This window comes from Rhizobium sp. Root482, assembly GCF_001426565.1.
Classification (GTDB): domain Bacteria; phylum Pseudomonadota; class Alphaproteobacteria; order Rhizobiales; family Rhizobiaceae; genus Pararhizobium.
Genome location: NZ_LMFA01000020.1, coordinates 336,926 through 362,250, shown reverse-complemented (window position 1 = coordinate 362,250; position 25,325 = coordinate 336,926). Strand labels below are relative to the sequence as shown.

Here is a 25,325-nt window from a genome sequence, read left to right as displayed (position 1 = left end):
GCGCAGCCTGCGCCTCCGGGCTTTTTCCGTTGAAAGACGAGAGGAACGCCAGAGCGTGGAAGACATCAGCGACGTCGAGATCATCGCACCGAACTTCAAGCGCCGGCTTTCTGGCGTGACCTCCACCATCATCCAGCTCGTTCCGGTGCAGCGCGCGCTCGGCCAGAAGGTCGCAGCGCTCGGCCCCGGCCTGCCGGAAAGCCTGCCGCATATCGGCTATGGCGCGCTGCTTCGTCTCTGGGGACGGCCGAAGAACAGATCACGGCGGGTCTGGCATGCGCGCCGCAATATCGAGATGCTGCCGGCCCTTTTCCTGCGCGATCTCCTGCGCATGCGGCTGAAGATTGTCTTCACCTCCGCCTCGCAGCGCAAACATTCAGGCTGGAGCAAATGGCTGATCCGCCGCATGGACGCGGTGATCGCCACTAGTAACAGGACCGCCGCCTATCTCGACGTGCCGAACACGGTGATCATGCACGGCATCGATACGAAGCGGTTTTTCCCCGCGGACGACAAGCGGGCGGCGAAGACGGCGCTTGGCCTGCCCGGCGACAGGAAGATCGCCGGCTGCTTCGGCCGGGTGCGCCATCAGAAGGGCACCGATCTCTTCGTCGACAGCATGATCGCGCTCCTGCCGCAACGGCCGGACTGGATCGCCGTGATCGCCGGGCGCGCCACCGGCGCGCATTTGGGCTTCGAGGCGGAGTTGAAGGCGAAGGTGGCCAAGGCGGGGCTTGCCGAGCGCATCCTCTTCGTCGGCGAACATACCAATATCCCCGACTGGTACCGGGCGCTCGACCTGTTCGTGGCGCCACAGCGCTGGGAGGGTTTCGGCCTGACGCCGCTGGAAGCCATGGCGACATCCGTACCGGTGGTGGCGACCGATGTCGGGGCGTTTTCCGAACTGCTCATCACAGGCGAGGGTGAAACCGGCATCCTGATACCGGCCAGCGAACTGACCGCCATGACAGAAGCCGCGGCATCGTTGATGGACGATCCGGAACGCGCAAGGCTTGCCGGCGGGCGCGGCCTTGCGCGCGCCGTAGCCAGCTTCAGCATCGAGGGCGAAGCAGCAAAGATCGGCGAAATCTACGAAAAGCTTCTCTCGACCGCGCGCTAAGGCTTACGCTTGAACAACTCAATATAGGCGTTGGCTACGGCTTCCTCGGAGAACTGACCGACCAGCGTATTGCGGCCGGCTTCGGCAATACTTGCAGCCAATTGCGGCTGGGCGATCAACTGGTTGATGGCACGCGTATAGCCGGCGACGTCATCGATATCGACAAGCAAGCCGTTTTCACCGTCGCGGACAAACCAGCACGGACCTTCCGAACGGGAAGAAATGACCGGCTTTTTCTGCGCCCAGGCTTCAAGGATGACATTGCCCAGCGGCTCGTGACTGGACGGCATGACGAAGATATCGGCGGCCGCGACATAGGCCCGCGTGTCCTTCTGCCATCCGAGGAAACGCACACGATCCGTCATGTTGTGGGCGCGAACGAGGGCTTCCAGAACCGCCCGCTCCTCTCCATCGCCGGCGATCCACAGGAATGCGTCCGGCACGGCCACCATCGCCTCGATGAGAAGATGGAAGCGCTTGCGGCGGACGAAACGCCCCATGGTCATCACGACGGGAACACCCTCCGGCGTATTGACCGAAGCTCTGGAAACAGGTGTGACTATCGTCGTGTCGGTGAAATTCGAGATCACCTCGACGCCGCGTTTCCAGCCGAGCTTGCGCACGTGATCGGCGATTCCCGGCGTATTGCACACCAGAATGTCGGAGTTCTTGAAATAGCCGAGATGCGTCGGATAGTCGCCAAGACGGGAAAGCTTGATCGCGCCATTGTAGGCGGGCATCAGCCGGGCGCCGCGGGTCGACCAGGAAATGATCGCATCGACCTTCTCCTTCCGTGCCATCGACATAACCTTCATGGGCAGCAGGATGCGATCGGCAGAGAGATTACGAAAATTGCTCTGGATCACCCGCGCATGCGGCTCCACATCCTCGCGCCACCTGCGGTTCCAGCGCATGACGGCCGTCTGCTCGACGCCGCGCCGCGCAAGTGCGCCGACCAGATGGACGAAGAACTTCTCCGCCCCGCCATCCTTGCCGAAAATATACTGATGAACCCGCATAGGTCTTAATCCCGCACTCTGTCTTACACCCGCTACGGCACAAAATCCGCGTCACCAGGCAATTTCGTCTTTATGTTACGCTTGAGGCATCAACACAAGTGCAACGCCTCTGTTGCCCCGGGAAACTTGCCGGCAGGCGCGGGTCAAAGTCCGGCCCGGCATGTGCAGTGACGATATCCCTGATAATCCGCGTCGCGCCGAATCCGCCTTGTGAAGATCGGTCCGACCGCGATATTGCAAGAACAGTTGGCATCGACTACGTCCACACTGACCGTGAGATCCAAACGGACAGAGGACTGCGCGAACGGCCATCGTGCCTCTCCCACTGGAAAGGGAAAAATGCAATCGCTTGACACCTACGTCATCAATCTGGACGGCAGCGACGACCGCCTGCACGCCATCAGCAACCGGCTTGCCGGTTACGGCATCGTTTTCGAGCGCATCGCCGCCGTCGATGGCCGGGGCCTGGATCTCTCGACAGTCGCGGATTATGACGCAGAACGTACCGAGCGCTACATGGGCCGCAGCCTCGTCGGCGGAGAAATCGGTTGCTATTACAGTCACCTGAAAGTGGCGGCCCGTTTCCTGCGATCCGACGCTCGCTATGCGCTGGTTCTGGAAGACGACGCATTGCCGCTGTGCAACCCTGTGGAACTGCTCGAAACCGCTCTTGCCGACCTCGACGCGATCGACCCCGAATGGCTGCTCATCAATATCGGCAACAACAAGCTCAAGATCGCGACGCCTCTTTCCGGCTACGACATCGGCGGATATCGATGCGAGCTTGTCGCTGCCCATTATTTTCCAATGACGACGAGCGCCATTGTCTGGTCGCGCGAAGGCGCGCGGCTTTTCGTCGAGCAGCATCACAAGATGTTTGCGCCGGTGGACAATTACTTTCGGCACTGGCTGACACGCACAGGCCACGGCTACTCCTTTACGCCCGCCCCGGTGACGACGACGGACGCAGAAAGCCAGATCCTCGCAAGTGCCGGACGGGGGAGAAAGACCAACAAGAGAAAATGGTTCTACGGACTGGCTAAACAGTGGCGCCTGATGCAGGACAAACTGATTGCCTTCATTCACAAAAAACGATTTCGCCCGGCCCGAACTCCGACGCCTCCTGTCGTCTGAGGTTCGCGGTCAGATCACCTCAGCGGGTTGCCGCCGTGCCATCGGTCGCGCCGGAATTGAGGATAACAATCTCGCTGACTGTTCCAGGCCTTGGATACGAATTTCCGAAATAGGATTCCTCGTTCAGCAGATGATGAACGAGGAAAGCGGGAGCTTCGATAGCATGAAGTGCGCCCTTCAGGATGTGCGGGCGAAATGGGTGGCCTTGCGATTGCTGCTGCGCATCACGTAACCCCGGTCCTTCAGGTTAGAAATCAACGCAGCGATAGCATCCTCACCAACGATATGGGGGTGCAGTTCGACGATGATATGCTCAATATTTTTTAGATCCACATTGCCGAGTAGCTCGATCTCAGCCCCCTCCACGTCCATGATCAGCACTGAAGGGGCACGCTTTTCCAGAATGTCCGCCAAGGCTTCGCTTTCGACTACGATTTGCTTGTCGTGGCGCTTGCGGTCATAGACGCTGGAAGAGATGATATTGTCGCTCTTGAAGAAGGTGATCGGCGCACCGTCGACGGTGACGGCTCGCATCGTAAGATCAGGCGTCATATCATTCAACGCGAAATTCCGCCTGATGATCGGTTCGAGATCGGGATTAGCCTCGTAACAGAAGACATTGCTCTGACCGCAAATCCGAGCCGCAACAAGGCCCACGAAACCGATGCCAGTGCCAATCTCGAGCGTGCGCATACCGGGCTTTAGAATTTTGCCGATCAGGTCCCGTTCGGTATCCTCATAGGTCTCACGAAAGATCAGCTCACGGACGTTCGCGGGAATGTGCTCAGCGGTCGTGTCAATCGTAACTCCGTCAAGCCGGACGGTGCGCGCGTTGGACATGTACCTGAAGCGCTTACGCAGCGATCGCAATAGTCTTTTCAAAATACCTGATCCTATTGTTATCACCGGAGATACCTGCGCGCGAAGACTGGGCGCTTAGATCTCTACAAGGGAGACATTCTTGACCTGCCGGATGGTCAACATCGTTCGTACGGTATCCACATTCTCTGTGGCCGTGAGCTCTTCAATAACGAAATCCTGAAAACCTGCAAGGTTTTCAGCGATGCATTGCAAGAGAAAGTCTGATTCCCCGGACACCATCCAAGCTTCGCGAACGAGCGGCCAATTTGCTGTTTGCTTGGCGAAGGCTTTGAGATTGGCGTCAGACTGGTGTTTCAGGCCGACCATACAGAAGGCGACCAGGTCGTATCCCAGCGCCGGCGCATTGAGGAGGGCGCGATAACCGCGAATGATGCCAGCTTCCTCGAGCTTGCGGACCCGCCGCAGGCACGGTGGCGCTGATATGCCGACGCGTTCTGAAAGTTCGACATTCGTCATCCTGCCGTCGTTCTGAAGTTCGCGCAGAATTTTCATATCGATGGCATCAAGTTCCGCGCGCATCAGCATTCATGTATCCTAACCACCTCTGGCAGCCTGCTTCGTGTTGTGCAATTTTCAAGAGTCAGCCCATACCGGATGGATGAACCCCTGGCGAATGAGATCTTCCGGATCCGAGTATTGCAGCGTGCCGTCATAGACAAAATTCACATCGCCATCTTCAGTTAGCGCCTGAAGTATCTTCTGATATTCTCTGGCTTCACCGATATGTTGCTTCTCTTCAACCGCTTGCGTCGTCTTCTCCTTGTAATCCGAAAAGAATTTAAAGTGGAGCAAGGCCGCGCTGATAGGAAAAAAATTGCGGTGATAAGGAAGTGGCTTGTGAATCGTGGTGCCGAGACCGCATTTGTCGTCCCAGTAGAGCAGCGGATATTTAATCAAGTCTACGTCAGAACCAAATTTACGTTTGCGTGGTCCGCCGCGGAGTTGAAGAAACCGCTTCGTGATATCAAGTGTATAGTCGTTCCCATCAAAACAGGATGCGACCGACCAGGGCATCGTTTCGTCTACGCCAGCGAATGGATACTGACTCGGGGGACCTGGAGGATACATATCGATCATTGGCGCGGACAGCCGATAGACGCCCTGCTCTTCCAGCCTCCGAATTAATTGCGGCAATCCCGACTCGAAACAGTCTTGGTAGACAAGGTATTCATCCGAATCGACGTTTAGATACCACCGGTTTTTCCCATACATTGCAAATAGGGCCTCGCGCCAAAGACGGCCCCGCCGGGCCTCCCGGTAACGCACCTCAGAGGTCCATATGTCGACATCCGGTTCTCCCGTCAGGAATTCCCGTGTGCCGTCTGTCGAAAGATCATCAACGCAGATGAACCGGGTGACACCCAATCGGCGGTAATGGGCTAAGAAGGACCGCAAAAATTTTAGGTCATTATGCGTCAACAGGACAAGGGGAATTTCGTCCTCTCCAAGGGGGCGAAATTCGGCAGGATGAGCGAGAGAAAGAAAGGCGTGAGCCGTCGCGGCCCTCTTCTTCACTCTTGCAGCTACACGACGGCTCTCTACGGATGTCAGCAGCTTTTGTAGAAAATTACGATCATAGGCAGCGACATTTGACGTTCTGCAAGGGAATGCGATCTTGCGTTTGCCCATTAACGGCTCTCCAGCATCAATGACGTTGTTTGGCTGGTCGATAGCAACATCGCTCGTCAAAAACGAGGGCAAATGTGCGAATGCTCTCGCAAAAACATGATAAATGGAAAAAGCACTTGTGCGTATCGCTTCAGAAGCCTTGAAAGACAGCTCGTTAAATCCCAAAACTGGTGGATGCAGAACTGACAATGCATGGCGCTGACAAGATAGTGCCATAACTGAGGACCAAGCCCCATGACTGCCCGACACACCAAAGTTCTCATCATCGGCTCCGGCCCGGCCGGTTATACGGCGGCGATCTATACGGCGCGGGCCATGCTCAGCCCGGTGCTGATCGCCGGGATGGAACAGGGCGGGCAGTTGATGATCACCACGGATGTGGAGAATTATCCGGGCTATGCCGATCCGGTCCAGGGTCCGTGGATGATGGAGCAGATGCTCAACCAGGCCATCCATGTCGGCACCGAGATCGTCAACGACCTGGTGACGGAGGTCGACCTCTCGGTGCGGCCATTCCGGCTGAAGACCGACAGCGGCACCGACTGGACGGCCGATGCGCTGATCATCGCCACCGGCGCCAAGGCCAAGTGGCTGGGCATCGAGAGCGAGGCGGGCTTCATGGGCTTCGGCGTTTCGGCCTGCGCCACCTGCGACGGCTTCTTCTATCGCGGCAAGGATGTGATCGTCGTCGGCGGCGGCAATTCGGCGGTCGAGGAGGCACTCTATCTTTCCAACCTCGCAAAGACGGTGACCGTCGTGCATCGCCGCAATCATTTCCGCGCCGAAAAGATCCTGCAGGAACGGTTGTTCGCCAAGGAGAATGTCCGGATCGTCTGGGACCACGAGGTTCTGGAATATACCGGCACCCCGGCCAAGCCGCCGATGCCGGCCTCGGTCAGTGGGGTCAAACTGCGCAATACGAAGACCGGCGCCGTGAGCGACATGCCGATCGACGGCGTCTTCGTGGCGATCGGCCATGCGCCGGCGGTGGAGCTGTTCAAGGACAAGTTGCGCCTGAAGCCGAACGGCTACCTCTGGACAGCGCCCGATTCAACTGCCACTGATATCCCCGGCGTCTATGCTGCCGGCGATGTGACCGACGATATCTATCGCCAGGCCGTAACCGCGGCCGGCATGGGCTGCATGGCGGCACTGGAAGCCGAAAAATATCTGGCGGGCCATATGCCTGTCGCAATTGCGGCCGAATAGAAGCCGCGAACGAATGCAGCGGTCGATGACCGCTGCGGAGTGGGAACAGACAATCAGCCTGCTGGCGGGAAACAACGAGGCCGTTTTCCGCCACGGGTGACCATGGGGGATTTCATGCCGCTGGACTGGGACAAATTGCGCATTTTCCATGCGGCGGCGGAAGCGGGATCCTTTACCCATGCGGCCGACAAGCTGCATCTTTCCCAATCGGCTATCAGCCGCCAGGTGAGTTCGCTCGAGCAGGATGTCGGCATCAAGCTGTTCCATCGCCATGCCCGCGGTCTCATCCTCACCGAACAGGGCGAAATCCTCTACAAGACCGCCCATGAAGTGCTGATGAAGCTCGAGGGCGTGCGCGTCCAGCTGACGGAGAACACCGACAAGCCTTCCGGCAAGCTGCGCATCACCACCACCGTCGGCCTCGGCCAGGGCTGGCTCACCGACAAGGTGCAGGAATTCCTGACGCTCTACCCGGAAATGCAGGTGCAGTTGATCCTCGACAACGAGGAACTGGACGTCAATATGCGCCATGCCGACTGCGCCATCCGGCTGCGCCAGCCGCAACAGTCCGATCTCATCCAGCGCAAGCTCTTCACCGTACACATGCATGTCTATGCGGCGCCCTCCTATATCAACAAGCATGGCGAGCCGCAGTCGATCGAGGACCTCGACAACCACCGCATCATCACCTTCGGGGAGCCGGCGCCCAATTACCTGCTCGACGTCAACTGGCTGGAGATCGCCGGGCGTGACAGCGACAATCCCCGCCCCTCGCATCTGCAGATCAACAGCCAGACCTCGATCAAGCGCGCCTGCCTGCTCGGCATCGGCGTCGCCATGATGCCCGACTATATCGTCGGTCGCGACCCGGGCCTCATCCAGTTGCCGATCGGCGCCGACATTCCCTCGTTCGACACCTATTTCTGCTATCCCGACGAGTTGAAGAACTCCGCCAAGCTGAAGGTCTTCCGCGATTTCATCGTTGCCAAGTCGCGCAACTGGAGTTTTTGAGCCCTAGCCGTTGCGTCTGCCTAAAAAACATTCTCTACATTTTACCTAGACAAACCCCTGTTTTTGCAGGATTTTTCTACCGAACCTCCGGCTAAGCCACGGAAAAACCGTCGATATTCGCCTCCGAATTGCGCAAGCGGTGCGTCCGGCACATGGCTGGCATGCGTATTCATCGATTGCTAAAAGCCCAAAAAACCAGCATATCAACTGCAGCTGATGCATTTTGGTGGCTTTTTTCCTCCCAGTGCCACCGCAGCAGCTGTTCCCCTCTGGAGGTTTAATTACCTTCATAACTATAAAGGGCCCAAGTTTTCTTGTGGCCCTCTTTTTTTGCCCTGATTTCAAGCACATGCCGCCGACTGCGTTTTTTCCTGGCAATGCCATTGAAACTTTGGCGACCATTCCCATATTGATTGTAGCTGATGCAAATGGTGGCTCTTCTTCCTCCCAGCGCCACCGCAGCAGCTGTTCCCCTCTGGAGGTTTTAACCTTCACACCTAAAGGGCCCTGCATATGCTGAGGCCCTTTTTTTTGTCTTCGATTTTCCGACACCCTCACGCGGACGTGACTTGAATATCGTAAATTGACGATACATATATCGTTAGAACACGATTTAACGATATGCGCGATTTGACGAGACGATGGACAAGGACGAAATCCTCAAGGCACTGGCCCACCCCAAGCGGTTGGAAATGCTCGGCTGGATGAAGGAGCCGGAGCAGCATTTCTCCGACCAGCATCATCCGCTGGACATGGGCATCTGCGCCAAGCAATTCGAGCGCTGCGGGCTGTCGCAATCCACCGTCTCGGCGCATCTGGCCGTCCTGCAGCGCGCGGGCCTGGTGAAGACAAAGCGTGTCGGCCAATGGATCTTCTACACCCGCGACGAAGAGGCGATTAGCGGCTTTCTCGCCGAGATCACCCGGGCGCTCTGACGACATATTGCTCGGGCGCTCCGACGACCGGGCCTCCCCCATCCCTCCCAGGATACCCCGCAAAGAACGGAAAGGACTGTTCATGACCTCCCTCTTCGACCCCATCACCATCGGCGATATCCCGCTTGCCAACCGCATCGTCATGGCCCCCTTAACGCGCAACCGTTCTCCAAAGGCCGTGCCGAATGCGCTGAATGCCGCCTATTATGCGCAGCGCGCCACCGCCGGCCTTCTGATCACCGAGGCGACGGCCATCACCCATCAGGGACAGGGTTATGCCGATGTGCCCGGCCTCTACACACAGGAAGCGCTTGACGGCTGGCGGCAGGTGACCGACGCGGTGCATGCGGCCGGCGGCAGGATCGTCGTGCAGCTCTGGCATGTCGGACGTATCTCGCACACTTCGCTGCAGCCAAACGGCGGCAAGCCGGTCTCCGCCTCCGCCATCCAGGCGAAATCCAAGACCTTCCTCGTCAACGAGGATGGCAGCGGCCGGTTCGTCGAAACCTCCGAGCCGCGGGCGCTGGAGCGCGCCGAGATCGCCGACATCGTCGAGGATTATCGCAAGGCCGCCCGCGCCGCGCTCGATGCCGGTTTCGACGGCGTCGAAATCCATGCGGCCAACGGCTATCTGATCGACCAGTTCCTGCGGTCCGGCTCCAATATCCGCACGGACGAGTATGGCGGCTCGATCGAAAACCGCGCCCGCTTCCTGTTCGAGGTGGTGGACGCCGTAACCCGTGAAATCGGCGCTGGCCGCACCGGCATCCGCATCTCGCCGGTAACGCCTGCCAATGACAGTTCCGACCCCGACGCCCAGGCCCTGTTCACCCATGCCGTCGAAGGCCTGGCAAAGTACAAGCTCGCCTATATCCATATCATAGAAGGCGCGACCGGCGGCCCGCGCGACTTCCAGCAGGGCGATGCGCCGTTCGACTACAAGGCACTGCACGGCGCCTATGAAAAGGCCGGTGGCGCAGCCGCCTGGATGACCAACAACGGCTATGACCGCGACCTTGCGCTGACCTCCGTGGAAGAGGGCAAGACCGATCTCGTCGCCTTCGGCAAGGCCTTCATCGCCAATCCGGACCTGGTGCAGCGATTGAAGGACAATGCGCCACTCAACACGCCCGACCAGGCGACCTTCTATGGCGGCGGCACCAGGGGCTATACCGACTATCCGCTGCTTGACCAGCAGGCCGCCTGATATCCAACCTTGCCGATCCCGCCCGAAAGGGCGGGATTTGCCGTCGCCGGGCGCTCCCTGCCCCACCCCGTCGGACCGGCCCCTTCCCGCTTCACTTGATCGCCCAGGCGCCGCAGGCGATGATCCGCCTTTCCGCCGGTCCGGCATCGGTGGTATCAAGGAGCGATCTTGCGGGCGCGCCATGAACCGGGAAAGACATAGGGACCAGGCTCTTCGACACGGTCTTGCCGCCGCGATCCTGCTCGTCCCCTCGCTTGCTGGCAATGCTCTTGCCCGGCCCGAACGGCAGGCGCCTGGCTGTCTCTATGCCCGCAGCGAAAACGGTACCAGCCTCTGCATCCGCGCGGAGACTTATGGACAAGACATCTGCACGGCGGTTGGCCATTTCGCCGAGCGGAACGGTCTGCCGGCCGATTTCTTCGCACGGCTGATCTGGAAGGAAAGCCTGTTCCGCGCCGATGCCGTCAGCCCGAAAGGCGCCGAGGGCATCGCCCAGTTCATGCCGTCGACGGCGCGGATGCGTGGGCTTTCCGACAGTTTCGATCCACTGCAGGCCATGGCGGCATCCGCCGAATATCTCGCACGCCTGCGCGAACGCTTCGGCAATCTCGGCCTTGCCGCGGCGGCCTACAATGCCGGCGAGACCGGCGCGGAAACTTTTCTGCGCAACGGAATCCTGCCCTATGAGACGCGCGCCTATGTGCTGGCGATCACGGCCCATACGGTGGAGGAATGGAAGGACGAGCCACCGGAGGCGCCCGACCTGCGACTGGACAGGGAAAAGAGCTTTCAGGATGGCTGCGTGGCGCTGGCGATGACGGGAAACCTGAAGGACATGGACAGCGGCGAGGAAGGCGTCTGGGCGCCCTGGGGTGCGCAACTGGCCGCCCATTTCCAGAAATCCGTGGCGCGACGGCTGTTTCAGACCGTGATCGACCGCATGCCGGCGCCGCTCGATGCGGAAAAGCCGCTGATCCAGCGCCAGCGCAACAGAGCCTTCGGCACGCGGCTGCGCTATACCGCCCGCATCGGCCGCCAGACCCGCAAGGAAGCCGAAACCGTCTGCACCGCGATCCGCAAGGTCGGCGGCGCCTGCATCGTCTTTCGCAATTGAAGATTCTTTGGGGGTCTCGGCGGAAGGCGGTTCCGTCGCGACGAACATTCGCTCGGATCAAAATTTATGAAGAACGACAATGGCTTGGAGGAAAACCCGGAATCAGTTTACCGGCTAACTGAATCAATATCTCAACAGCAAAAAGGCCCGCCGTCGCCGGCGGGCCCTGTTGCATCAGTTCGTCTGTCCACGTGATTACCGGCAGGCTGCGCAGAAGCGCTGGATGCGCTTGCAGGCTTCCTCGAGCAGTGCCTCGGATGTCGCGTAGGAGATGCGGAAGTTCGGGCCAAGGCCGAAGGCCGAGCCATGGACGACGGCGACGCCTTCGGCCTCCAGCAGTTCCGAGACGAAATCCTCGTCCGTCTCGATGACCTTGCCGCTCGGTGCCGTCTTGCCGATCAGCCCCTTGCAGGACGGATAGACATAGAAGGCGCCCTCCGGCGACGGGCATTCGATGCCCTTGGCCTGGTTGAGCATGGAGACGACGAGATCGCGGCGGCCTTCGAAGATCTTCTTGTTTTCGGGAATGAAGTCCTGCGTACCGTTCAGCGCCTCGACGGCCGCCCATTGGGCGATCGAGCAGGCGCCGGAGGTCTGCTGGCCCTGGATCATGTCCATCGCCTTGATGAGCGGCAGCGGGCCTGCGGCATAGCCGATGCGCCAGCCGGTCATGGCATAGGCCTTGGAAACGCCGTTCATCGTCAGGGTCCGGTCGTAGAGCGCAGGCTCGACCTCGGCGGGCGTGGCAAACTTGAAATCGCCATAGGTCAGGTGCTCATACATGTCGTCGGTCAGGATCCAGACATGTGGATGCTTCAGGAGCACGTCGGTCAGGCCCTTCAGTTCCGCGTGGCTATAGGCGGCGCCCGACGGGTTGGACGGCGAATTGAAGATGAACCATTTTGTCTTCGGCGTGATCGCCCGGTCGAGATCCGCGGGCGTCAGCTTGAAATTGTTTTCCTGGGTAGTCGAGACGAAGACCGGCGTGCCGCCGCAGATGGCGACCATTTCCGGATAGGAAACCCAATAAGGCGCGGGAATGACGACTTCATCGCCCGGATTCATCGTCGCCATGAAGGCATTGAAAAGAATCTGCTTTCCGCCGGTGCCGACGATCGTCTGGGCGGCGGTGTAGTCAAGCCCGTTCTCGCGCTTGTATTTGCGCACGATCGCCTCGCGCAGTTCCGGAATGCCGGAGACCGGCGTATATTTCGTCTCGCCGCGATTGATCGCCTCGATGGCGGCCTTCTTGATATTGTCCGGCGTATCGAAATCCGGCTCGCCGGCGCCAAGCCCGATCACATCGCGGCCCTTGGCTTTCAGTTCCCGGGCTTTCTGGGAAACGGCGATGGTAGCGGATGGCTTTACACGGGAAAGGGCGTCGGCAAGAAAGGCCATGATATGTTTATCCTGATCAGGTTGAAACAGCATGCGGCCCATGGACGAGGCAAGGCCAGGCTCCATAGCGGTTAGGTGTATGTCGAAAGACAGGCCGGGTTTCAAGCGCAAAGACCGCCGAAAGGCGGCAAAAAGCGTGACCATGACAATGTTTCATCAATGGCATCAAGGGTTCATATGAATCACTTTATCGGCCATGCCGCCCAAGAGATTGAAACTGCTGAAGTTTTACGCCGGCCCGGCATTGGCACCGTCGCGTCTCTGCATCTCCGTCACGCATGGCAACCCGGACATACCCCATCTCCCACAGCACCTCACAATACGGTAAAAATGGCTTGAACCATCTTGATCGCCGGTCCCGAGACACCAGTTTCAGAGCCAAGCACAGGGGGACCAGACCATGGCTGGAATTCGATCGATAGGTGCGGGGCCGATATATGCAGGATTGGCGGTCGCACTTCTTGCCGTACCGGCGGTCCAGGCCGAAGACGCCGATAATGGACAGGTGTTTTCAAGCCGTGAGGCGCAGATCCGGGTCGAGACGGTTGCCTCCGGCTTGGACAGTCCCTGGTCGGTGGAGGTGCTGCCGGACGGCACCTATATCGTCAGCGAGCTTGGCGGCACGCTGCGCATCATCCGCGACGGCAAGGCGTCGGACCCGATAAAAGGCCTTCCCGACATTGCCCGCCACGGCCAGGGCGGGCTTCTCGATATTGCGCTCGCCGCGGATTTCGAAATGAGCCGGACCCTGTTCCTCACCATGGCGGTGAAGGGCGATGGAGGCTATGGCACGGCACTGGTGCGGGCGCGATTGTCGAAGGACGCGGGACGCCTGGAAGAGGTGAGCGAGCTATTCCGGATGAACAGGTTCACCGGCAAGGGTCAGCATTTCGGATCGCGAATCGCGATTGCGCCGGACGGCAGCCTGTTCTTCGGCATCGGCGATCGCGGCGAGCGCGACCGGGCGCAGGATATGAAGGACCATGCCGGCGCCATCCTGCACATCGAACCCGATGGCGGCATTCCCGCCGACAATCCATACAAGGACGGCGGCCAAGGCCTGGCGGAGCTCTGGTCGAAGGGCCATCGCAATCCGCAGGGCATCACCATAGACCCCGCCAGCGGCCAGATGCTGACGGTCGAGCACGGCGCGCGCGGCGGCGACGAGATCAATGCGCCGCAGCCTGGCAGGAATTACGGTTGGCCGGTCATCACCTTCGGCAGGGATTATTCCGGCGTCGAGATCGGCGTCGGCCAGGCGGCGGACGGCTATGAGCAGCCGCTCTTCTATTGGGATCCCTCGATCGCGCCCGGCGCCATCGATGTCTATCGCGGCGAGATGTTTCCCGAATGGGAGGGCGATCTTCTGGTGACGGCACTGAAATACCAGCTTCTGGCCCGGCTGGAGCGCGACGAGGATGGCAAGATCCTGTCGGAGGAACGCTTGTTCGAAGGCACATTCGGCCGGCTGCGCGACGTCAAGGTGGCGCCGGATGGATCGGTGCTGATGCTGACCGATGGCGATGACGGAAAACTGCTGCGGCTCGTTGCAGGCGACGCGGAGAACTGACGCGACGCTCCGCGTCCTGCCGGATCGGCGTGCTTGCGGCGCTACGGTGCACCTGTTAGCTAGAGGCATCCCCTCTCCCTGCCACGGCGTCGCTTCACTACAAGCGGCGACCACCAGGCTTTCAGGAACCGCATCGTGACCCGTCTCCAGGCCAATTCCCTGCTGCTTCTTTCCGGCGCCATCTGGGGCGCGGGCTTCGTGGCCCAATCGACGGCGATGGAGGCGATCGGTCCCCTGTGGTTCATCGGCCTGCGCTTTGCCCTTGCCGCATTGGTGGCGGCGCCCCTGGCGCTATGGGAACATCGCAAGGCGAAAGCGCCACTGCCGAAATCGAGCCTGCGCAGTTTCCTCTGGATCGGCCTGGCGCTGTTTGCCGGCGCGGTCACCCAGCAGGTCGGGCTCCTGAGCACCAGCGTCACCAATTCTGGCTTCCTCACCGGCCTCTATGTCGTGTTCGTGCCTGTGCTGACCGTCCTCTTCCTGCGCCGCAAGCCGCATTGGGTGATCTGGCCGGGCGCGCTGATGGCAACCTTCGGCATCTTCCTCCTGAGTGGCGGGCAGCTTGCCGGGCTCACCGATGGCGATTTCCTGACCATTGCCTGCGCGGTGTTCTGGGCCGTCCAACTGATCCTCGTCGGCCTTGCTGCGTCTAGTACCGGCCGCCCCATGGCGATCTCGCTTGTCCAGTTTTCCGTTTGCGCGGTGCTTGGCTGCGCGGCGGGCGCCGTTTTCGAGCCGCTGGATCTCACCGCCGTGACGAATGCCCTGCCGGAAATCCTCTATGCCGGCATCTTTTCCAGCGGCATCGGCTTCATCTGCCAGGTGGTCGGCCAGCGCTACACGACGGCGCCCCAGGCGGCCATTTTCCTCTCGAGCGAGGCCCTGTTTGCCGCGCTGTTCGGCGTGCTTCTTCTTGGCGAAACCATTGCGCCGATCGGCTATCTCGGCTGCGCGATCATCTTCGCCGCCATGCTGATCGTCGAAATCGGCCCCGAACTGGGCCGGTCGAGACGCACGGCCGCCGGAGCCTGATGCGCGCGCGAACGGTGTGGCACGCCCTGTGCCGATGACCTGCAAACAACAACAGAAAGAAAGCAAATACGAATAGTTTCAATAGCTTGCAATATAAATACAGAAAAATCATATTTTTCGATGACGGCCTGCCCGGCCAGCAAACCAAAACGGCACACTTGCGTCAGAAAACTTTTGCTTGCCAATTCAAAACAAACACAGCAATCTTACTATGTTCGGGCAATCTGCGAACATGGGAAGACCTTTAAAAAATGCGCGCCGGGCACGTAAACTGTTCGGGCGGCGGGGCAAAGACGGGAGTTCGATGCCTGGCCGCAATCACAGGATCCTTTCCTCGAAAATCGAGACCTGCCTGCCACACGCCTCTGGGCAAAGAGTAATGCTGCCCGCCGCTTCGGGCAGAGGAAAAAGGGACCTGACGCATGGCCGAGACTGGCATTGTTAAATTCTTCAACACCGACAAGGGCTTCGGCTTCATCAAGCCGGACAATGGCGGCGCTGATATCTTCGTGCATATTTCCGCTGTACAGGCTTCAGGCCTGGATGGCCTGTCCGAGAACCAGAAGGTCAGCTTCGACACGGAACCGGATCGCCGCGGCAAAGGCCCCAAGGCCGTCAATCTGCAAGTATCCGGCTAACGCCGACCTGCCACCGACCAATCGTTTGAAGCCCGGCTTTTTGCCGGGTTTTTTTATTCAGGCTGCATTCAGTTTCGCCACACTATCCTGTTTTCATCATGAAGGACTAAAAAAGTCCCAAGCCATCACAGGATCGAAACAATGAACAAGGTTATCAAAGCTGCTGTTCTTGCCCTTGCGACCGCTGCAGTGGTCATCCCGACGGTGACGCCGGCGCAGGCGGATCACAGGCGAGGCCATCGAGACTATTACCGGCACCATGGCCACTATAACGGCGGCGATGCGGCAGCGCTCGGCGCCCTTGGTCTTGCCACCGGCGTAATCATCGGCGGCGCCATTGCCAGCCAGCCGCGCTACCAGGAGCGGGTCTATATCGATCCCGAGCCCGAATATTACCGGCCGCGCCCGGTCTATCGCCGTCCGGTCGTGGTCCAGAACTACGGCTCGCTCGAGCCCTGGTCGCCGGCCTGGTACCGCTATTGCGAGCAGCGTTACCGCTCGTTCGAGCCCCGCTCGGGGACCTTTACCGGCTATGACGGCCAGCAGCATTTCTGCAACGCAGGCTGAGCCGGACACAACGAACGACGAGAGGCACGCACCTTGGGCGCGTGCCTTTTTTATTGTGCGATTTCGGGACGCCGTGGCTTTCGGCTGTAGCCTACAGGCCACGCAGATAGGGATTGGTGCGGCGCTCCTCGCCGATCTGGCCACCCGGACCATGGCCGCAGATGAAGCCGACCGTATCGCCGAGCGGCAGGATCTTGTCGCGGATGGAATCGAGAAGCTGCTGGTGGTTGCCGCCCGGCAGGTCGGTGCGGCCGATCGAGCCGCGAAACAGCACATCGCCGACATGGGCGAAACCCTGGGCGCGATTGAAATAGACCACATGGCCGGGCGCGTGGCCGGGGCAATGCAGCACCTCGAAATGATGATCGCCGAAGGAGACGGTATCGCCCTCCTCCAGCCAGCGGTCCGGCAGCACGTTCTGAACCTTCATCGCGAGCCCGAAACGCTCCGCCTGGGTCTCGAGATTTTCGAGCAATGGCAGGTCGTCCTTGTGCGGGCCGATAATCTCGATGCCGAGCTTTTCCTTCAGCTCTTTGGCGCCGCCGGCATGGTCGATATGACCGTGGGTCAGCCAGATGGCTTTCAGGGTGATGCCATTCTCTTCAATCGTCTGGACGATGACATCGACATCGCCGCCGGGATCGACGATCACGCCTTCCTTGGTGTCGGTGTCGAACAAAATCGTGCAATTCTGCTGGAAATGGGTAACCGGGATAATGCCCGCCTGTAGCATGCCGTCTGCGCCTCGCTTCTAAGATCGTTGCACGGCATATAGGACGGCGGGACGACAATGGAAACCGGGTCAGTCGGTAATCGCACTGACCATGGGGGAATGGCTCGCCTCAGGCAGGCCGGGCTTCAACGCATCTCGGCGAGTTCGATGGCGACCGGCATGGGCGCCTGCAGGTTGATCGTGGTCATCAACAGAGCGAAAACCGCAAGTTTGGCGACGACGACGGTTATGACGACAGGGCGCAACTGGCGGGCGGCGGATTGATCATCATGTGAAATCGAATATTGCATCTGACTGGTCCTTCTTATGGCGTCTAAACACCCGGATTGCCCAAAGGTTCCGATAAAAGGGAACGATTCCAGTCTTTTACATTTCCGCGTTTTCTTCAGTTCCGCCGGGAACAAAGCCGCCAGCGGTTGCGTCCTGCGTCCTCGCTCAGATGTTTGTCGGCCTCTACAAACACATCCGCCCCCGCGGCGAACCGTGGGGGCGGGCTTTCCGCCGGCCGGGGGAGACAGGACGGAAAGAGCGGGTTCAGCCGCTGCGATCAGCGGCCGATGAAGGGGCAACCGCGGGCATTGGCGAAGACATAGGAGCGATGGGCGCCGTGGCGGCGGCCTTCGACGACGACGCGGCGCGGCGTCACATCGACGACGCGGGCGCGGTGCAGGCCGCGGGCGCGGGCCTTGTCGGTGGCAAGCCAGGGATCGCAGCGGCCGCGGCGATGATGGCCCCAGCCATGACCGTGGCGGCGGTCGCGGTTCCAGTCGCGCTCGTCGCCATGGCGGCGGCCTTCGCGATACTGCACCTTGACGGCATCGCCGGAGGTGATGCGGAAGGACAGCGTATCGGCCGAAGCGGGAACCGTGGCGGCGCCGAGGCCCGAAAGTCCGATGAGGCCGGCAAGCGCCAATTTGGCAAAAATCTGTCGCATGGATGTATCTCCGATTGGTGGTCTGAAAGCTCTGTCTGTCCGCCCGCGCTTGTTTCGGGGCATTGCAGGGAGACTAGATCCGGGCGGCTGAACGGAACCGGAATCTTGCATTCATCCGGGGTTCACGTTCAACGAAGCTTATCCGCAAGGATGGGTGGTGCTCAGCGCGACAGGGCCTGTTCGAAGACACGGGCATTGCGATAATGGCTGAGCCGGGTGACAGCGCCGTTTTCGAATTCGAAGACGAAGACGCCGGGGATCGAATAGGCCTGGCCGCTCGCCTGCGGAAAGCCTTCCATTGTTTCGCGGTAATGGCCGCGCGCGGTGAGATCGACGGCGACGCGCTGGCCGAAGGCATCGTGCATCAGCACCATGTCGCTGAACTGTTCGTCGAAATGACGGAAATAGCTCATGATCGCCATGCGCAGCGGCAGGGCGCCGATAGTGCGCTGGCCGGTCATCGTATCGAGCGCCACATCTTCATCGAGAAAACCGGCGAGGGTCTCGAAATCGCGCTCGTTCAAGGCATCCATGAAGCGGCTGGCAATGGTCTGCGCGTCGGTCATCGGTCTTCCCCTGCAATCCGCGCCGGCATCGTGGCACGGCTGCCGGCTTAACGCCAAACCCCTGTTTTTGTTCCCCAATGAAGAACCGAGCCGGGGAGTGCCGGCGGCCCACGCGAATCCTCACCTGCCCAGATGCAACACGATCTCGCGCCGGTGCGGATGGCGGCGGTGCTCGAACAGATAGAGGCCCTGCCAGGTGCCGAGCAGCAGCCGGCCGCCGGAAAGCGGAATGGAAAGCGAGACCTGGGTCAGCGCCGCCTTGATATGGGCCGGCATGTCGTCCGGTCCCTCGGCCCGATGCGAGATCCAGGCCATCGACGGATCGTCGGACGGCGGCACCAGGCGCTTGAAGAAGCGATCGAGATCGCGCCTGACATCGGGATCGGCATTTTCCTGGATAAGCAGCGAGCAGGAGGTATGGCGAACGAAGAGTGTGAGAAGCCCCTCCCCCTCGCCGCTTGCCGCGACGAAGGCCTCGACCTCTCCGGTGAATTCGTAAAGGCCGGGGCCGCGGGTCTGAATGGAGATGATCGTCTGCGGCATGGCATCACCGATCTTCGCGAGGTTGTGAATGCGTTGCTTGCATCGCCAAGGCGGACGATGCCCGGCACTTCGCCGTGCCATCGGTCGCACGCTTCGAGGCGGGCTCTAAGACTTAGGTCCCGGTTAGCAAAGCATTGGTCCCAATTCTACTTGAAGATGTCATGATTACCGCAATCTTGCGGTATCGGAAAGTGCGCCGAGGTCGCGCTGAAGAGAAACCAGGAGAAAACTCATGTTGATGAAAACAGCGATCACATCCACGCTCGTCACGATTGCCCTGACACTGGCCAGTCCTGCCGGAAGCGCCCTGGCCAAGAATGGCGGCCAAGGTGGCGGTGGCGGTCATGAAAGCAGCGGCGGCCATGGTGGCAACGGCTCGGGACAGGACAAATCCGACCGCGGACATGGAAAAGCTGCGGCGAAGGGCGGCGATGACGCCAGGAACGGCAAGAACCGGTCGAATGACGCCAAGCCCAACTCCAAAATTGCCAAGGCCGACGCGGCAGAGCGGGCTGGCCTGAACTCTCTGAAACGAAACTACCACGCCTACCTCAACTCGAATGATCCACGATTCGCCGATGTCTTTGCCTATGCGCGCGGCTACGCGGAATACGAAGCCGCCAACGGGGTTGATGCGGTTCCGCCCGGGACAGCGTATTCCGACGAAACGCTGCGGGAAGCCCTGGCGACCGCAGCTGGCACGACAACCGTTTCGGACGCGTCGCTGGAATGGGCCAAGGGCATTCTTGGCGTTGGAGACGAGATCGGCAAGATCGACCAAATTCGCGAAACATTGGTCGATGACTCCCAAGCCGACTGATGCAACAGGCGTGGACGGCGGCTGGCAGCCGCCGCCTCGCATACATGGTCCACAGCGTCCACAGCCGGAATCGTGATCGCGCATCTGCCGTTCAAAACCATTTTCGGCTATCTCCGGCAAATGATGGCACAGCATCGGACCACGTCAAGCACCGGATGAGTATCCAGCGGGCGATGACGGTCCATTGCCGGGATTGAGATAGGGCGACAGGGTCTCGGGCGCGCAGAGATCGGCATGCGGCCATTGGACGTGGAGAGGCCGACGCTGCGGGGCCGCCCGCGGCGGATCGATGGGCATGGAAAAATGATCGTCCCAACAGACGTGCCAATAGGTGATGAAGAGCTCCAGCCAGCCATCATCGGCGCCGGCCATGCAGAGCGGCAGCCAGGCCGCGAAATCCGGCGCCTGGCAGAGGGAAACCGGAATGGCCCGGCGCTTCAGCTTGCCGCGACACATTCCGTAGCGGGCACAACGGCGAAGCCCGCAGAAATGGGGGATTTCCATTGCTTCGGCGGCCCTGCGCGACAGCACGACGAAAGGCCCAAAGGGCATGGGGTTGTTGTCGAAGACGGGCTTGGGCTTTTGCTCTTCCATTTTCGTGCTCCGTGGAGGGACGTGTTTCGGCAATCACGCGACAAATGCTGCCCGTGGCTTCGCGCAGTTTCGATCTCTTCGCCTTATTCAGGACGGGCAGGATCGGCCGGGGCACGACAGGTGCCTCAGTAAGTAAGTATAGGTGACACATGCCGTGCCCCGTTTCGGTGTCTTTTGCCGCGCTTCTCAGGTTCTTCTACGCCTCCCATTTGCGAGAGACTTCCAATGCCCCATCNTATAGGTGACACATGCCGTGCCCCGTTTCGGTGTCTTTTGCCGCGCTTCTCAGGTTCTTCTACGCCTCCCATTTGCGAGAGACTTCCAATGCCCCATCCCGCCGCTTATCCGCGGGACTTTCAATGAGGCGGGGTAAGCCCTGGGCCCTTGGACGGCAAAGCCGCCCGGCGGAGTGAACCGCCCGTGGCGTGGCTACCCGGCACGCCCGGCCCATTTGCGAGCCGGAGGAGAACCGCCTTTCACGCAGCCCCGGAAATCTTGCGCGCGTTTCGCAAAACCCGCCGGGCACCGGCCCCACCTCGCCGGCAACGCAAACCGGTGTATCCGTGGTGGAACGAGGTCATTCTAGGCATGGGCGAAGGGCGCGGGGATAAGAACCCGCCGGGCACCGGCCCCACCTCGCCGGCAACGCAAACCGGTGTATCCGTGGTGGAACGAGGTCATTCTAGGCATGGGCGAAGGGCGCGGGGATAAACGGGGATGAAGTTTTTTGGAAATGAAAGCGTGAGAGGCGGCGCGCGGCCGGCATTCACAGCCTTGCCGGCTCAGTTCGCAGCGGAAAAGGCATTGGGGCGGGCGCCCGGACCCTACAGGAAATCCCCCGACCAAGGTTGATACAGGCCATCGGCGGAAGGCATGACTGACCGAGCCAGGAAGAATCTAGGCCTGTTGACAAGTCTCCTACGGACAGTCTTGATCGCCCTGTTGAGAATGAAGGCACAAGGGTAACCGATGATAGTGGGCGACTGCCGCGTTTTCGCAATCGAAAGCGGGATTACCGAAGCGGTGGAAAATCTCTCCCAATTAGCGCTGGGCTTTTTCGTAATCTACGTCGGTGGACGAGCTTTTGGTGTTAGACAGCCCGATGCGTCCATGCTTGGGTGCTCATTCAACGCGGTCGAATATAGGTTGCAACGGCGGGGAACGCATGTGGCTCCTATCCCGGACGATGTTCCAGCCGCTGAGGTTGCTGCAGCCTACCTCGATGCCTTTTATCGTGATACTGCACGAACGGACTACTTCGGGATTTCGCGGCACCAGTTCGTTGATGCTTTACAATCGAGCGGGGCAATATGGGCTCCAGATGGGGACGAGGCTTTTGATGATGGAAGCCACATTTTGCAGTTCGACGTGGATAGCCGCGTGCGCATTATCGCGTTCTTGAATACGGGAGCGCCGGACGATTTGCCTCAAACCATCAGCGAAGAATGGATGGGCGCCGACCTTTTCTACGCCATTGTTTCTGGTTGGAAGACATTATTCTCCATGGAGCGAACAAATCGGCTGAAGGCCATAACCACTCGCCCGCCTGCCGTTTAAGCTTGGATTCCGAAATCAAAGAAAGCGTGATTCAACGTGGTTTTTTGGCGATGGCGTATTTGGCTTTCGTGATTTCACTCTGGCTTCATTCGTGATTTCACTCTGGCTTCAGCAGACGGCGTTACGCTTATCTCGCTGATGAACACCACCAAATGGAAGGAACTCAGACTGGAGAAGTATGCGCTAACGCCCTCTCCTGCGTTGAGTATGCTCAGGTCGTGTTGACAAAGTCTCGTCTAGTCGGAGCTTGACCCTATGAGAATGCTTGCGCCCGCCTTCCCTAAGATAAGATAGGCGAAGTCCCAAAACACTGGGTATGCGGGGTGCCCGCCCTGCAGCCAAAATGATTCAGTGGTGTTTGCTGCATCTACAAGATAGCGGACCTCGTTTTCGAGAACCCCCATTAATACGAGCAACCTTTCCGATTGAATTGTAGCAGCCGCTGGACCAGCGCCATTATCGCCCGCATAAAGCAGCGCAAGTTTTAGATTGGGCCAAACAGATGCTTTTTCGACCTCTTGGATACCGCCGAGTGTTGCATCAGCCCCCAAAGCTGTTTTGATGATAGTTTCTTTTCCGGCTGGTTTCGGCAAGGACACTTCGAAAAATTGCAGGAAGACGGTGTAGTTCCGGGCATCGGCATTCAAGATTTTGGCGATTTCTTCGAGAACTTGATGATCCATTTTACTTCCAGGATTGCGCAGGCTCCAGCGTCCAGCCTCAAGCTGCTTCAGGGATTAATATATCGATAGCCGAAAACAGGCGGCACGGCACATCAAACTCCATGGGCCGAATTCTCTCATCTCGTCAGTCGGCGACGAGCCCTCGTTTCAGGAGCGAAAAAACGTCCTAAAGGTTGCTGACGGAGAGCCTACGCCTCCCCTTCCATGTCCTCTTTCAGGCGGCCGAGCAGTTCGACGGCCCTGGCGGCATGCGGGCCGATCCAGCGGTCGTGGATCTGCTTGATCGGCAGCGGATTGAGATGGTTCCAGCGTTCGCGGCCTTCGCGGCTGACGATCACCAGATCGGCGGCCTCCAGCACCTTCAGGTGCTGCATCACCGTGCAGCGGTCGAGCGCCGGGAAACAGGCGCAGAGTTCCCCGGTGGTGCGCGGTTGATCCTTCAATATATCGAGAATGGCGCGCCGGCTGGTCGCCGACAGGGCCTTGAAAATACGGTCGTTCTGCGCATCGATTGACATGTTACGTTTTTACAACATAATGTTTCCAGCAACAAGCCCGAAACGGAGGACGGATCATGGAACTGACATTCAGGGTTGCCGGCAGGATTGCCAAGCCCGTATCGGAGGTTTTCGAGGCGGTGGTCGATCCCAAACAATTATCGCGGTATTTTACCACGGGCGGCGCCAAGGGGCGGCTGGAAAAAGGCGCGACCGTGACCTGGGACTTTCACGATTTTCCCGGCGCCTTTCCGGTGAAAGTGATCGATGTCGTCAAGGACGAGAAGATCGTCTTCCAATGGGCCGTCGACGGCAGCAACGGGGATGGCGGCTATGACACGACGGTGACCATGCGTTTCGAGCCGATCGACGGCGACCGCACGCTGGTTTCGATCCGCGAGGAAGGCTGGCGCGAGACACCGGCCGGGCTGAAGGGCTCCTACGGCAATTGCGAGGGATGGACGGGCGCGCTCTGCGCCATGAAGGCCTGGCTGGAACACGGCATCAATCTGCGCGAGGGCTTCTACAAATAGCCGCCGGGCGTGGCTGGCTCAATTCTTCGGAAACCGTCGCGCCTGCCACTGGCTTTTCGGCACCGAACCGCCGACCGCGAAGCTGAAGGCGGTAATGTTATCGATATCGTTATTGACTGTGCATTTGAAGTCGACATCGATCCATCCGCCGGCGGTCTTGTAGGCGGCGCCATTGGCCGTCATCGTCAGGCCCGAGATCGGCGAGCCATTGCGTGGGTCGAAGAACAACCCCTGCGGCACGGTATCCGGCCGGGAGCGGCGGACCTGCTCCAGCGTCTCGATCATGCAGATCTGCACGATCCGCCGCTCTCTCGGCAGCTTGCCCAGCGCCTGGCGCACGCGCGGATCGGACAGCGTGTCGGCGGAATAAAGCTCGGTGGCCGAGGTCAGTTCCGATGGCGGGCGATTGGGGCGGGCGTCCGGCGCCTGATTTTCTGCTGAAGCGAGTTCCTGAACCGCCACCGCCTGACTGTCCGTCGGCACGTCCTTCGGCCTTGCCTGTGGCGTCGGAACAGTCTCGATCGGCGCCTCGCCTTCGTTGAGGGCGTCGGTGGGATTGACGGACTCGGGCAGATCGAGCTCCGGCAGCCTGGCGACCGCCGGTGTCTCCAGCGGCTTGTCCTGCGGCTTCGTCAGATCCGGTTCGCTTTTCTGCGGCGTTTCCTGCCCCGCTGGAGGAAGGGCGCGATCGGCGCGCGGCTCGATATCCGGCTTTTTCTCCGGCTCCGACGGACGGTCGCCGCCCGCTTCCTTGCCGCCGTCCCTCACCGCGGCCTCGAAGGCCTGCGGCGGGAGCGGCGCGGCCTTCACCTCTTTCTCCTCGGTCTTTTTCGCCTCCGGCTGCTTCTCCGCCGGTTTGTTCACGGGTTGAGACTCAGCCTTGGCCACCGGTTTTTCCCCGGCCTTTTCAGCCGGCTTCTCGACAGGCTGTATGTCCTCCTGCGGCTTTGGCCGTGGCGCGGGCTTTTCCTGCGGCTTCTTTTCCGGCTCCGGTTTCTTCTCGGGCTCCGGCACCATCTCGACCTGCACCGTCTCTTCTTTTTCCGGCTTTGGCTGGTCGGTGGGCAGGCGCAGCAGAAAGAACACGGCAAGACCGAGATGCGCGACGAGCGAGACCGCAAGCCCCGCGCCAAACCCTGCTCTTCCCTTGAAAATTTTCTGCTGCATGCCTTGGTGGATAGGGCGCGATACGGGCCGGATCGTGACCGGCGGGAAAGGGCGAAGCCGGCCGCTCGGGCGGCAGGTTGTTGGCCATGCCTAGCACGAAGCGGCGGCCTTTCCCAGCGGCAGGGCGCGGCGGCGGCGGGCAAAACGAAAAACGGCCGGTGGTCGGGTCAGGCTATAAGCAAAGCCCGGCTTGATTCAGGCCATAGATCATGCGGCCCGGCAGCGGTCGCCGT

At 60.0% G+C, this 25,325-nt stretch carries 28 protein-coding genes; 14 read left to right on the top strand and 14 right to left on the bottom strand.

Going from position 1 to position 25,325, the window contains the following annotated elements:
- Window positions 1-55: 55 nt before the first annotated feature.
- Window positions 56-1,120, top strand: coding sequence for a glycosyltransferase family 4 protein (locus ASD31_RS13980; protein ID WP_056334550.1), 1,065 nt, complete (start codon window positions 56-58; stop codon window positions 1,118-1,120).
- On the opposite strand, the gene ASD31_RS13975 is transcribed toward ASD31_RS13980, so the two are convergent.
- Window positions 1,117-2,139, bottom strand: a complete 1,023-nt coding sequence (locus ASD31_RS13975) for a glycosyltransferase (protein ID WP_056334547.1) — start codon at window positions 2,137-2,139, stop codon at window positions 1,117-1,119. The genes ASD31_RS13980 and ASD31_RS13975 overlap by 4 nt on opposite strands.
- A gap of 210 nt (window positions 2,140-2,349) precedes the next feature.
- Here ASD31_RS13975 and ASD31_RS13970 point away from each other — a divergent pair, with 210 nt between their 5' ends.
- Window positions 2,350-3,273, top strand: a complete 924-nt coding sequence (locus ASD31_RS13970; protein WP_156392651.1) for a glycosyltransferase family 25 protein — start codon at window positions 2,350-2,352, stop codon at window positions 3,271-3,273.
- Between the two features lie 177 nt (window positions 3,274-3,450).
- Here the strand turns inward: ASD31_RS13970 and ASD31_RS13965 are convergent, their stop codons facing one another.
- From ASD31_RS13965 to ASD31_RS13955, 3 genes are read right to left on the bottom strand one after another with little or no spacing between them, the layout of a single operon-like run.
- The gene (locus ASD31_RS13965; RefSeq protein WP_056334541.1) at window positions 3,451-4,155 is read right to left on the bottom strand and encodes an FkbM family methyltransferase; all 705 of its coding nucleotides are present in this window, start codon (window positions 4,153-4,155) and stop codon (window positions 3,451-3,453) included.
- A gap of 54 nt (window positions 4,156-4,209) precedes the next feature.
- Window positions 4,210-4,680: an Lrp/AsnC family transcriptional regulator gene (locus tag ASD31_RS13960; protein WP_082520564.1), complete on the bottom strand. Its 471-nt coding sequence runs from the start codon at window positions 4,678-4,680 to the stop codon at window positions 4,210-4,212.
- Between the two features lie 48 nt (window positions 4,681-4,728).
- A complete protein-coding gene (locus ASD31_RS13955) occupies window positions 4,729-5,973 on the bottom strand; it encodes a glycosyltransferase family 2 protein (RefSeq protein ID WP_244483850.1) in 1,245 nt (414 codons plus the stop codon).
- Between the two features lie 45 nt (window positions 5,974-6,018).
- Here ASD31_RS13955 and trxB point away from each other — a divergent pair, with 45 nt between their 5' ends.
- The 5 genes from trxB (at window position 6,019) to ASD31_RS13930 (ending at window position 11,260) form a co-directional block, all read left to right on the top strand.
- Window positions 6,019-6,993, top strand: a complete 975-nt coding sequence (gene trxB / locus ASD31_RS13950; RefSeq protein WP_056334538.1) for a thioredoxin-disulfide reductase — start codon at window positions 6,019-6,021, stop codon at window positions 6,991-6,993.
- 114 nt (window positions 6,994-7,107) lie between these two features.
- A complete protein-coding gene (locus ASD31_RS13945; protein ID WP_056334775.1) occupies window positions 7,108-8,004 on the top strand; it encodes a LysR family transcriptional regulator VtlR in 897 nt (298 codons plus the stop codon).
- Window positions 8,005-8,645: 641 nt separating this feature from the next.
- The gene (locus ASD31_RS13940; RefSeq protein ID WP_056334535.1) at window positions 8,646-8,939 is read left to right on the top strand and encodes an ArsR/SmtB family transcription factor; all 294 of its coding nucleotides are present in this window, start codon (window positions 8,646-8,648) and stop codon (window positions 8,937-8,939) included.
- A gap of 82 nt (window positions 8,940-9,021) precedes the next feature.
- Entirely contained in the window at window positions 9,022-10,146 is a 1,125-nt protein-coding gene (locus tag ASD31_RS13935) for an alkene reductase (protein WP_056334533.1), read from the top strand.
- A gap of 181 nt (window positions 10,147-10,327) precedes the next feature.
- Window positions 10,328-11,260 carry a lytic transglycosylase domain-containing protein gene (locus ASD31_RS13930; RefSeq protein ID WP_082520562.1) on the top strand — a complete coding sequence of 311 codons (933 nt, stop codon included), beginning with the start codon at window positions 10,328-10,330 and terminating at the stop codon, window positions 11,258-11,260.
- Window positions 11,261-11,455: 195 nt separating this feature from the next.
- Here the strand turns inward: ASD31_RS13930 and ASD31_RS13925 are convergent, their stop codons facing one another.
- On the bottom strand, window positions 11,456-12,658 hold the full coding sequence (locus ASD31_RS13925; protein WP_056334770.1) for a pyridoxal phosphate-dependent aminotransferase: 1,203 nt from the start codon (window positions 12,656-12,658) through the stop codon (window positions 11,456-11,458).
- A 400-nt stretch (window positions 12,659-13,058) separates the two neighbouring features.
- Here ASD31_RS13925 and ASD31_RS13920 point away from each other — a divergent pair, with 400 nt between their 5' ends.
- From ASD31_RS13920 to ASD31_RS13905, 4 genes are all read left to right on the top strand, one after another.
- Complete coding sequence (locus ASD31_RS13920; protein WP_056334531.1) at window positions 13,059-14,228, top strand: PQQ-dependent sugar dehydrogenase; 1,170 nt, start codon at window positions 13,059-13,061, stop codon at window positions 14,226-14,228.
- A 135-nt stretch (window positions 14,229-14,363) separates the two neighbouring features.
- The gene (locus tag ASD31_RS13915; RefSeq protein ID WP_056334528.1) at window positions 14,364-15,260 is read left to right on the top strand and encodes a DMT family transporter; all 897 of its coding nucleotides are present in this window, start codon (window positions 14,364-14,366) and stop codon (window positions 15,258-15,260) included.
- Window positions 15,261-15,682: 422 nt separating this feature from the next.
- The gene (locus ASD31_RS13910) at window positions 15,683-15,898 is read left to right on the top strand and encodes a cold-shock protein (protein WP_056334526.1); all 216 of its coding nucleotides are present in this window, start codon (window positions 15,683-15,685) and stop codon (window positions 15,896-15,898) included.
- Window positions 15,899-16,039: 141 nt separating this feature from the next.
- On the top strand, window positions 16,040-16,465 hold the full coding sequence (locus tag ASD31_RS13905) for a BA14K family protein (RefSeq protein WP_056334525.1): 426 nt from the start codon (window positions 16,040-16,042) through the stop codon (window positions 16,463-16,465).
- A 91-nt stretch (window positions 16,466-16,556) separates the two neighbouring features.
- On the opposite strand, the gene ASD31_RS13900 is transcribed toward ASD31_RS13905, so the two are convergent.
- The 5 genes from ASD31_RS13900 to ASD31_RS13885 all read right to left on the bottom strand — a co-directional run bounded on the left by ASD31_RS13900 (window position 16,557) and on the right by ASD31_RS13885 (window position 19,241).
- Window positions 16,557-17,198 carry an MBL fold metallo-hydrolase gene (locus tag ASD31_RS13900; RefSeq protein WP_056334522.1) on the bottom strand — a complete coding sequence of 214 codons (642 nt, stop codon included), beginning with the start codon at window positions 17,196-17,198 and terminating at the stop codon, window positions 16,557-16,559.
- 125 nt (window positions 17,199-17,323) lie between these two features.
- A complete protein-coding gene (locus ASD31_RS26355; protein WP_200952186.1) occupies window positions 17,324-17,488 on the bottom strand; it encodes a hypothetical protein in 165 nt (54 codons plus the stop codon).
- Window positions 17,489-17,745: 257 nt separating this feature from the next.
- Window positions 17,746-18,132: a hypothetical protein gene (locus ASD31_RS13895; protein WP_056334519.1), complete on the bottom strand. Its 387-nt coding sequence runs from the start codon at window positions 18,130-18,132 to the stop codon at window positions 17,746-17,748.
- 161 nt (window positions 18,133-18,293) lie between these two features.
- Window positions 18,294-18,698 carry a ketosteroid isomerase-related protein gene (locus tag ASD31_RS13890; RefSeq protein ID WP_056334516.1) on the bottom strand — a complete coding sequence of 135 codons (405 nt, stop codon included), beginning with the start codon at window positions 18,696-18,698 and terminating at the stop codon, window positions 18,294-18,296.
- Between the two features lie 120 nt (window positions 18,699-18,818).
- Window positions 18,819-19,241: a secondary thiamine-phosphate synthase enzyme YjbQ gene (locus tag ASD31_RS13885; protein WP_056334767.1), complete on the bottom strand. Its 423-nt coding sequence runs from the start codon at window positions 19,239-19,241 to the stop codon at window positions 18,819-18,821.
- A 238-nt stretch (window positions 19,242-19,479) separates the two neighbouring features.
- Here ASD31_RS13885 and ASD31_RS13880 point away from each other — a divergent pair, with 238 nt between their 5' ends.
- Window positions 19,480-20,061, top strand: coding sequence for a hypothetical protein (locus ASD31_RS13880; protein WP_156392650.1), 582 nt, complete (start codon window positions 19,480-19,482; stop codon window positions 20,059-20,061).
- Between the two features lie 144 nt (window positions 20,062-20,205).
- Here ASD31_RS13880 and ASD31_RS13875 read toward each other — a convergent pair whose 3' ends face one another.
- A complete protein-coding gene (locus ASD31_RS13875) occupies window positions 20,206-20,655 on the bottom strand; it encodes a hypothetical protein (protein ID WP_056334510.1) in 450 nt (149 codons plus the stop codon).
- Window positions 20,656-21,624: 969 nt separating this feature from the next.
- Between ASD31_RS13875 and ASD31_RS13870 the strand changes: the two genes are divergently transcribed.
- Window positions 21,625-22,212, top strand: a complete 588-nt coding sequence (locus ASD31_RS13870; protein WP_056334507.1) for an Imm42 family immunity protein — start codon at window positions 21,625-21,627, stop codon at window positions 22,210-22,212.
- A gap of 236 nt (window positions 22,213-22,448) precedes the next feature.
- Here ASD31_RS13870 and ASD31_RS13865 read toward each other — a convergent pair whose 3' ends face one another.
- Complete coding sequence (locus ASD31_RS13865) at window positions 22,449-22,895, bottom strand: hypothetical protein (protein WP_056334502.1); 447 nt, start codon at window positions 22,893-22,895, stop codon at window positions 22,449-22,451.
- Window positions 22,896-23,083: 188 nt separating this feature from the next.
- Complete coding sequence (locus ASD31_RS13860) at window positions 23,084-23,413, bottom strand: ArsR/SmtB family transcription factor (RefSeq protein WP_056334499.1); 330 nt, start codon at window positions 23,411-23,413, stop codon at window positions 23,084-23,086.
- Between the two features lie 56 nt (window positions 23,414-23,469).
- Here ASD31_RS13860 and ASD31_RS13855 point away from each other — a divergent pair, with 56 nt between their 5' ends.
- A complete protein-coding gene (locus ASD31_RS13855; protein ID WP_056334495.1) occupies window positions 23,470-23,925 on the top strand; it encodes an SRPBCC family protein in 456 nt (151 codons plus the stop codon).
- Window positions 23,926-23,943: 18 nt separating this feature from the next.
- Here the strand turns inward: ASD31_RS13855 and ASD31_RS13850 are convergent, their stop codons facing one another.
- Window positions 23,944-25,092: a DUF930 domain-containing protein gene (locus tag ASD31_RS13850; RefSeq protein ID WP_056334491.1), complete on the bottom strand. Its 1,149-nt coding sequence runs from the start codon at window positions 25,090-25,092 to the stop codon at window positions 23,944-23,946.
- Between the last annotated feature and the right edge of the window lie 233 nt (window positions 25,093-25,325).

Excerpts from the sequence above, each read along its gene's own strand:
- ASD31_RS13975 (WP_056334547.1), bottom strand. The coding sequence starts at position 2,139 with ATGCGGGTTCATCAGTATATTTTCGGCAAGGATGGCGGGGCGGAGAAG.
- ASD31_RS13960 (WP_082520564.1), bottom strand. The coding sequence starts at position 4,680 with ATGCTGATGCGCGCGGAACTTGATGCCATCGATATGAAAATTCTGCGC.
- trxB (WP_056334538.1), top strand. The coding sequence starts at position 6,019 with ATGACTGCCCGACACACCAAAGTTCTCATCATCGGCTCCGGCCCGGCC.
- ASD31_RS13945 (WP_056334775.1), top strand. The coding sequence starts at position 7,108 with ATGCCGCTGGACTGGGACAAATTGCGCATTTTCCATGCGGCGGCGGAA.
- ASD31_RS13940 (WP_056334535.1), top strand. The coding sequence starts at position 8,646 with ATGGACAAGGACGAAATCCTCAAGGCACTGGCCCACCCCAAGCGGTTG.
- ASD31_RS13935 (WP_056334533.1), top strand. The coding sequence starts at position 9,022 with ATGACCTCCCTCTTCGACCCCATCACCATCGGCGATATCCCGCTTGCC.
- ASD31_RS13930 (WP_082520562.1), top strand. The coding sequence starts at position 10,328 with ATGAACCGGGAAAGACATAGGGACCAGGCTCTTCGACACGGTCTTGCC.
- ASD31_RS13925 (WP_056334770.1), bottom strand. The coding sequence starts at position 12,658 with ATGGCCTTTCTTGCCGACGCCCTTTCCCGTGTAAAGCCATCCGCTACC.
- ASD31_RS13920 (WP_056334531.1), top strand. The coding sequence starts at position 13,059 with ATGGCTGGAATTCGATCGATAGGTGCGGGGCCGATATATGCAGGATTG.
- ASD31_RS13910 (WP_056334526.1), top strand. The coding sequence starts at position 15,683 with ATGGCCGAGACTGGCATTGTTAAATTCTTCAACACCGACAAGGGCTTC.
- ASD31_RS13905 (WP_056334525.1), top strand. The coding sequence starts at position 16,040 with ATGAACAAGGTTATCAAAGCTGCTGTTCTTGCCCTTGCGACCGCTGCA.
- ASD31_RS13900 (WP_056334522.1), bottom strand. The coding sequence starts at position 17,198 with ATGCTACAGGCGGGCATTATCCCGGTTACCCATTTCCAGCAGAATTGC.
- ASD31_RS26355 (WP_200952186.1), bottom strand. The coding sequence starts at position 17,488 with ATGCAATATTCGATTTCACATGATGATCAATCCGCCGCCCGCCAGTTG.
- ASD31_RS13895 (WP_056334519.1), bottom strand. The coding sequence starts at position 18,132 with ATGCGACAGATTTTTGCCAAATTGGCGCTTGCCGGCCTCATCGGACTT.
- ASD31_RS13890 (WP_056334516.1), bottom strand. The coding sequence starts at position 18,698 with ATGACCGACGCGCAGACCATTGCCAGCCGCTTCATGGATGCCTTGAAC.
- ASD31_RS13885 (WP_056334767.1), bottom strand. The coding sequence starts at position 19,241 with ATGCCGCAGACGATCATCTCCATTCAGACCCGCGGCCCCGGCCTTTAC.
- ASD31_RS13880 (WP_156392650.1), top strand. The coding sequence starts at position 19,480 with ATGAAAACAGCGATCACATCCACGCTCGTCACGATTGCCCTGACACTG.
- ASD31_RS13875 (WP_056334510.1), bottom strand. The coding sequence starts at position 20,655 with ATGGAAGAGCAAAAGCCCAAGCCCGTCTTCGACAACAACCCCATGCCC.
- ASD31_RS13870 (WP_056334507.1), top strand. The coding sequence starts at position 21,625 with ATGATAGTGGGCGACTGCCGCGTTTTCGCAATCGAAAGCGGGATTACC.
- ASD31_RS13865 (WP_056334502.1), bottom strand. The coding sequence starts at position 22,895 with ATGGATCATCAAGTTCTCGAAGAAATCGCCAAAATCTTGAATGCCGAT.
- ASD31_RS13860 (WP_056334499.1), bottom strand. The coding sequence starts at position 23,413 with ATGTCAATCGATGCGCAGAACGACCGTATTTTCAAGGCCCTGTCGGCG.
- ASD31_RS13855 (WP_056334495.1), top strand. The coding sequence starts at position 23,470 with ATGGAACTGACATTCAGGGTTGCCGGCAGGATTGCCAAGCCCGTATCG.
- ASD31_RS13850 (WP_056334491.1), bottom strand. The coding sequence starts at position 25,092 with ATGCAGCAGAAAATTTTCAAGGGAAGAGCAGGGTTTGGCGCGGGGCTT.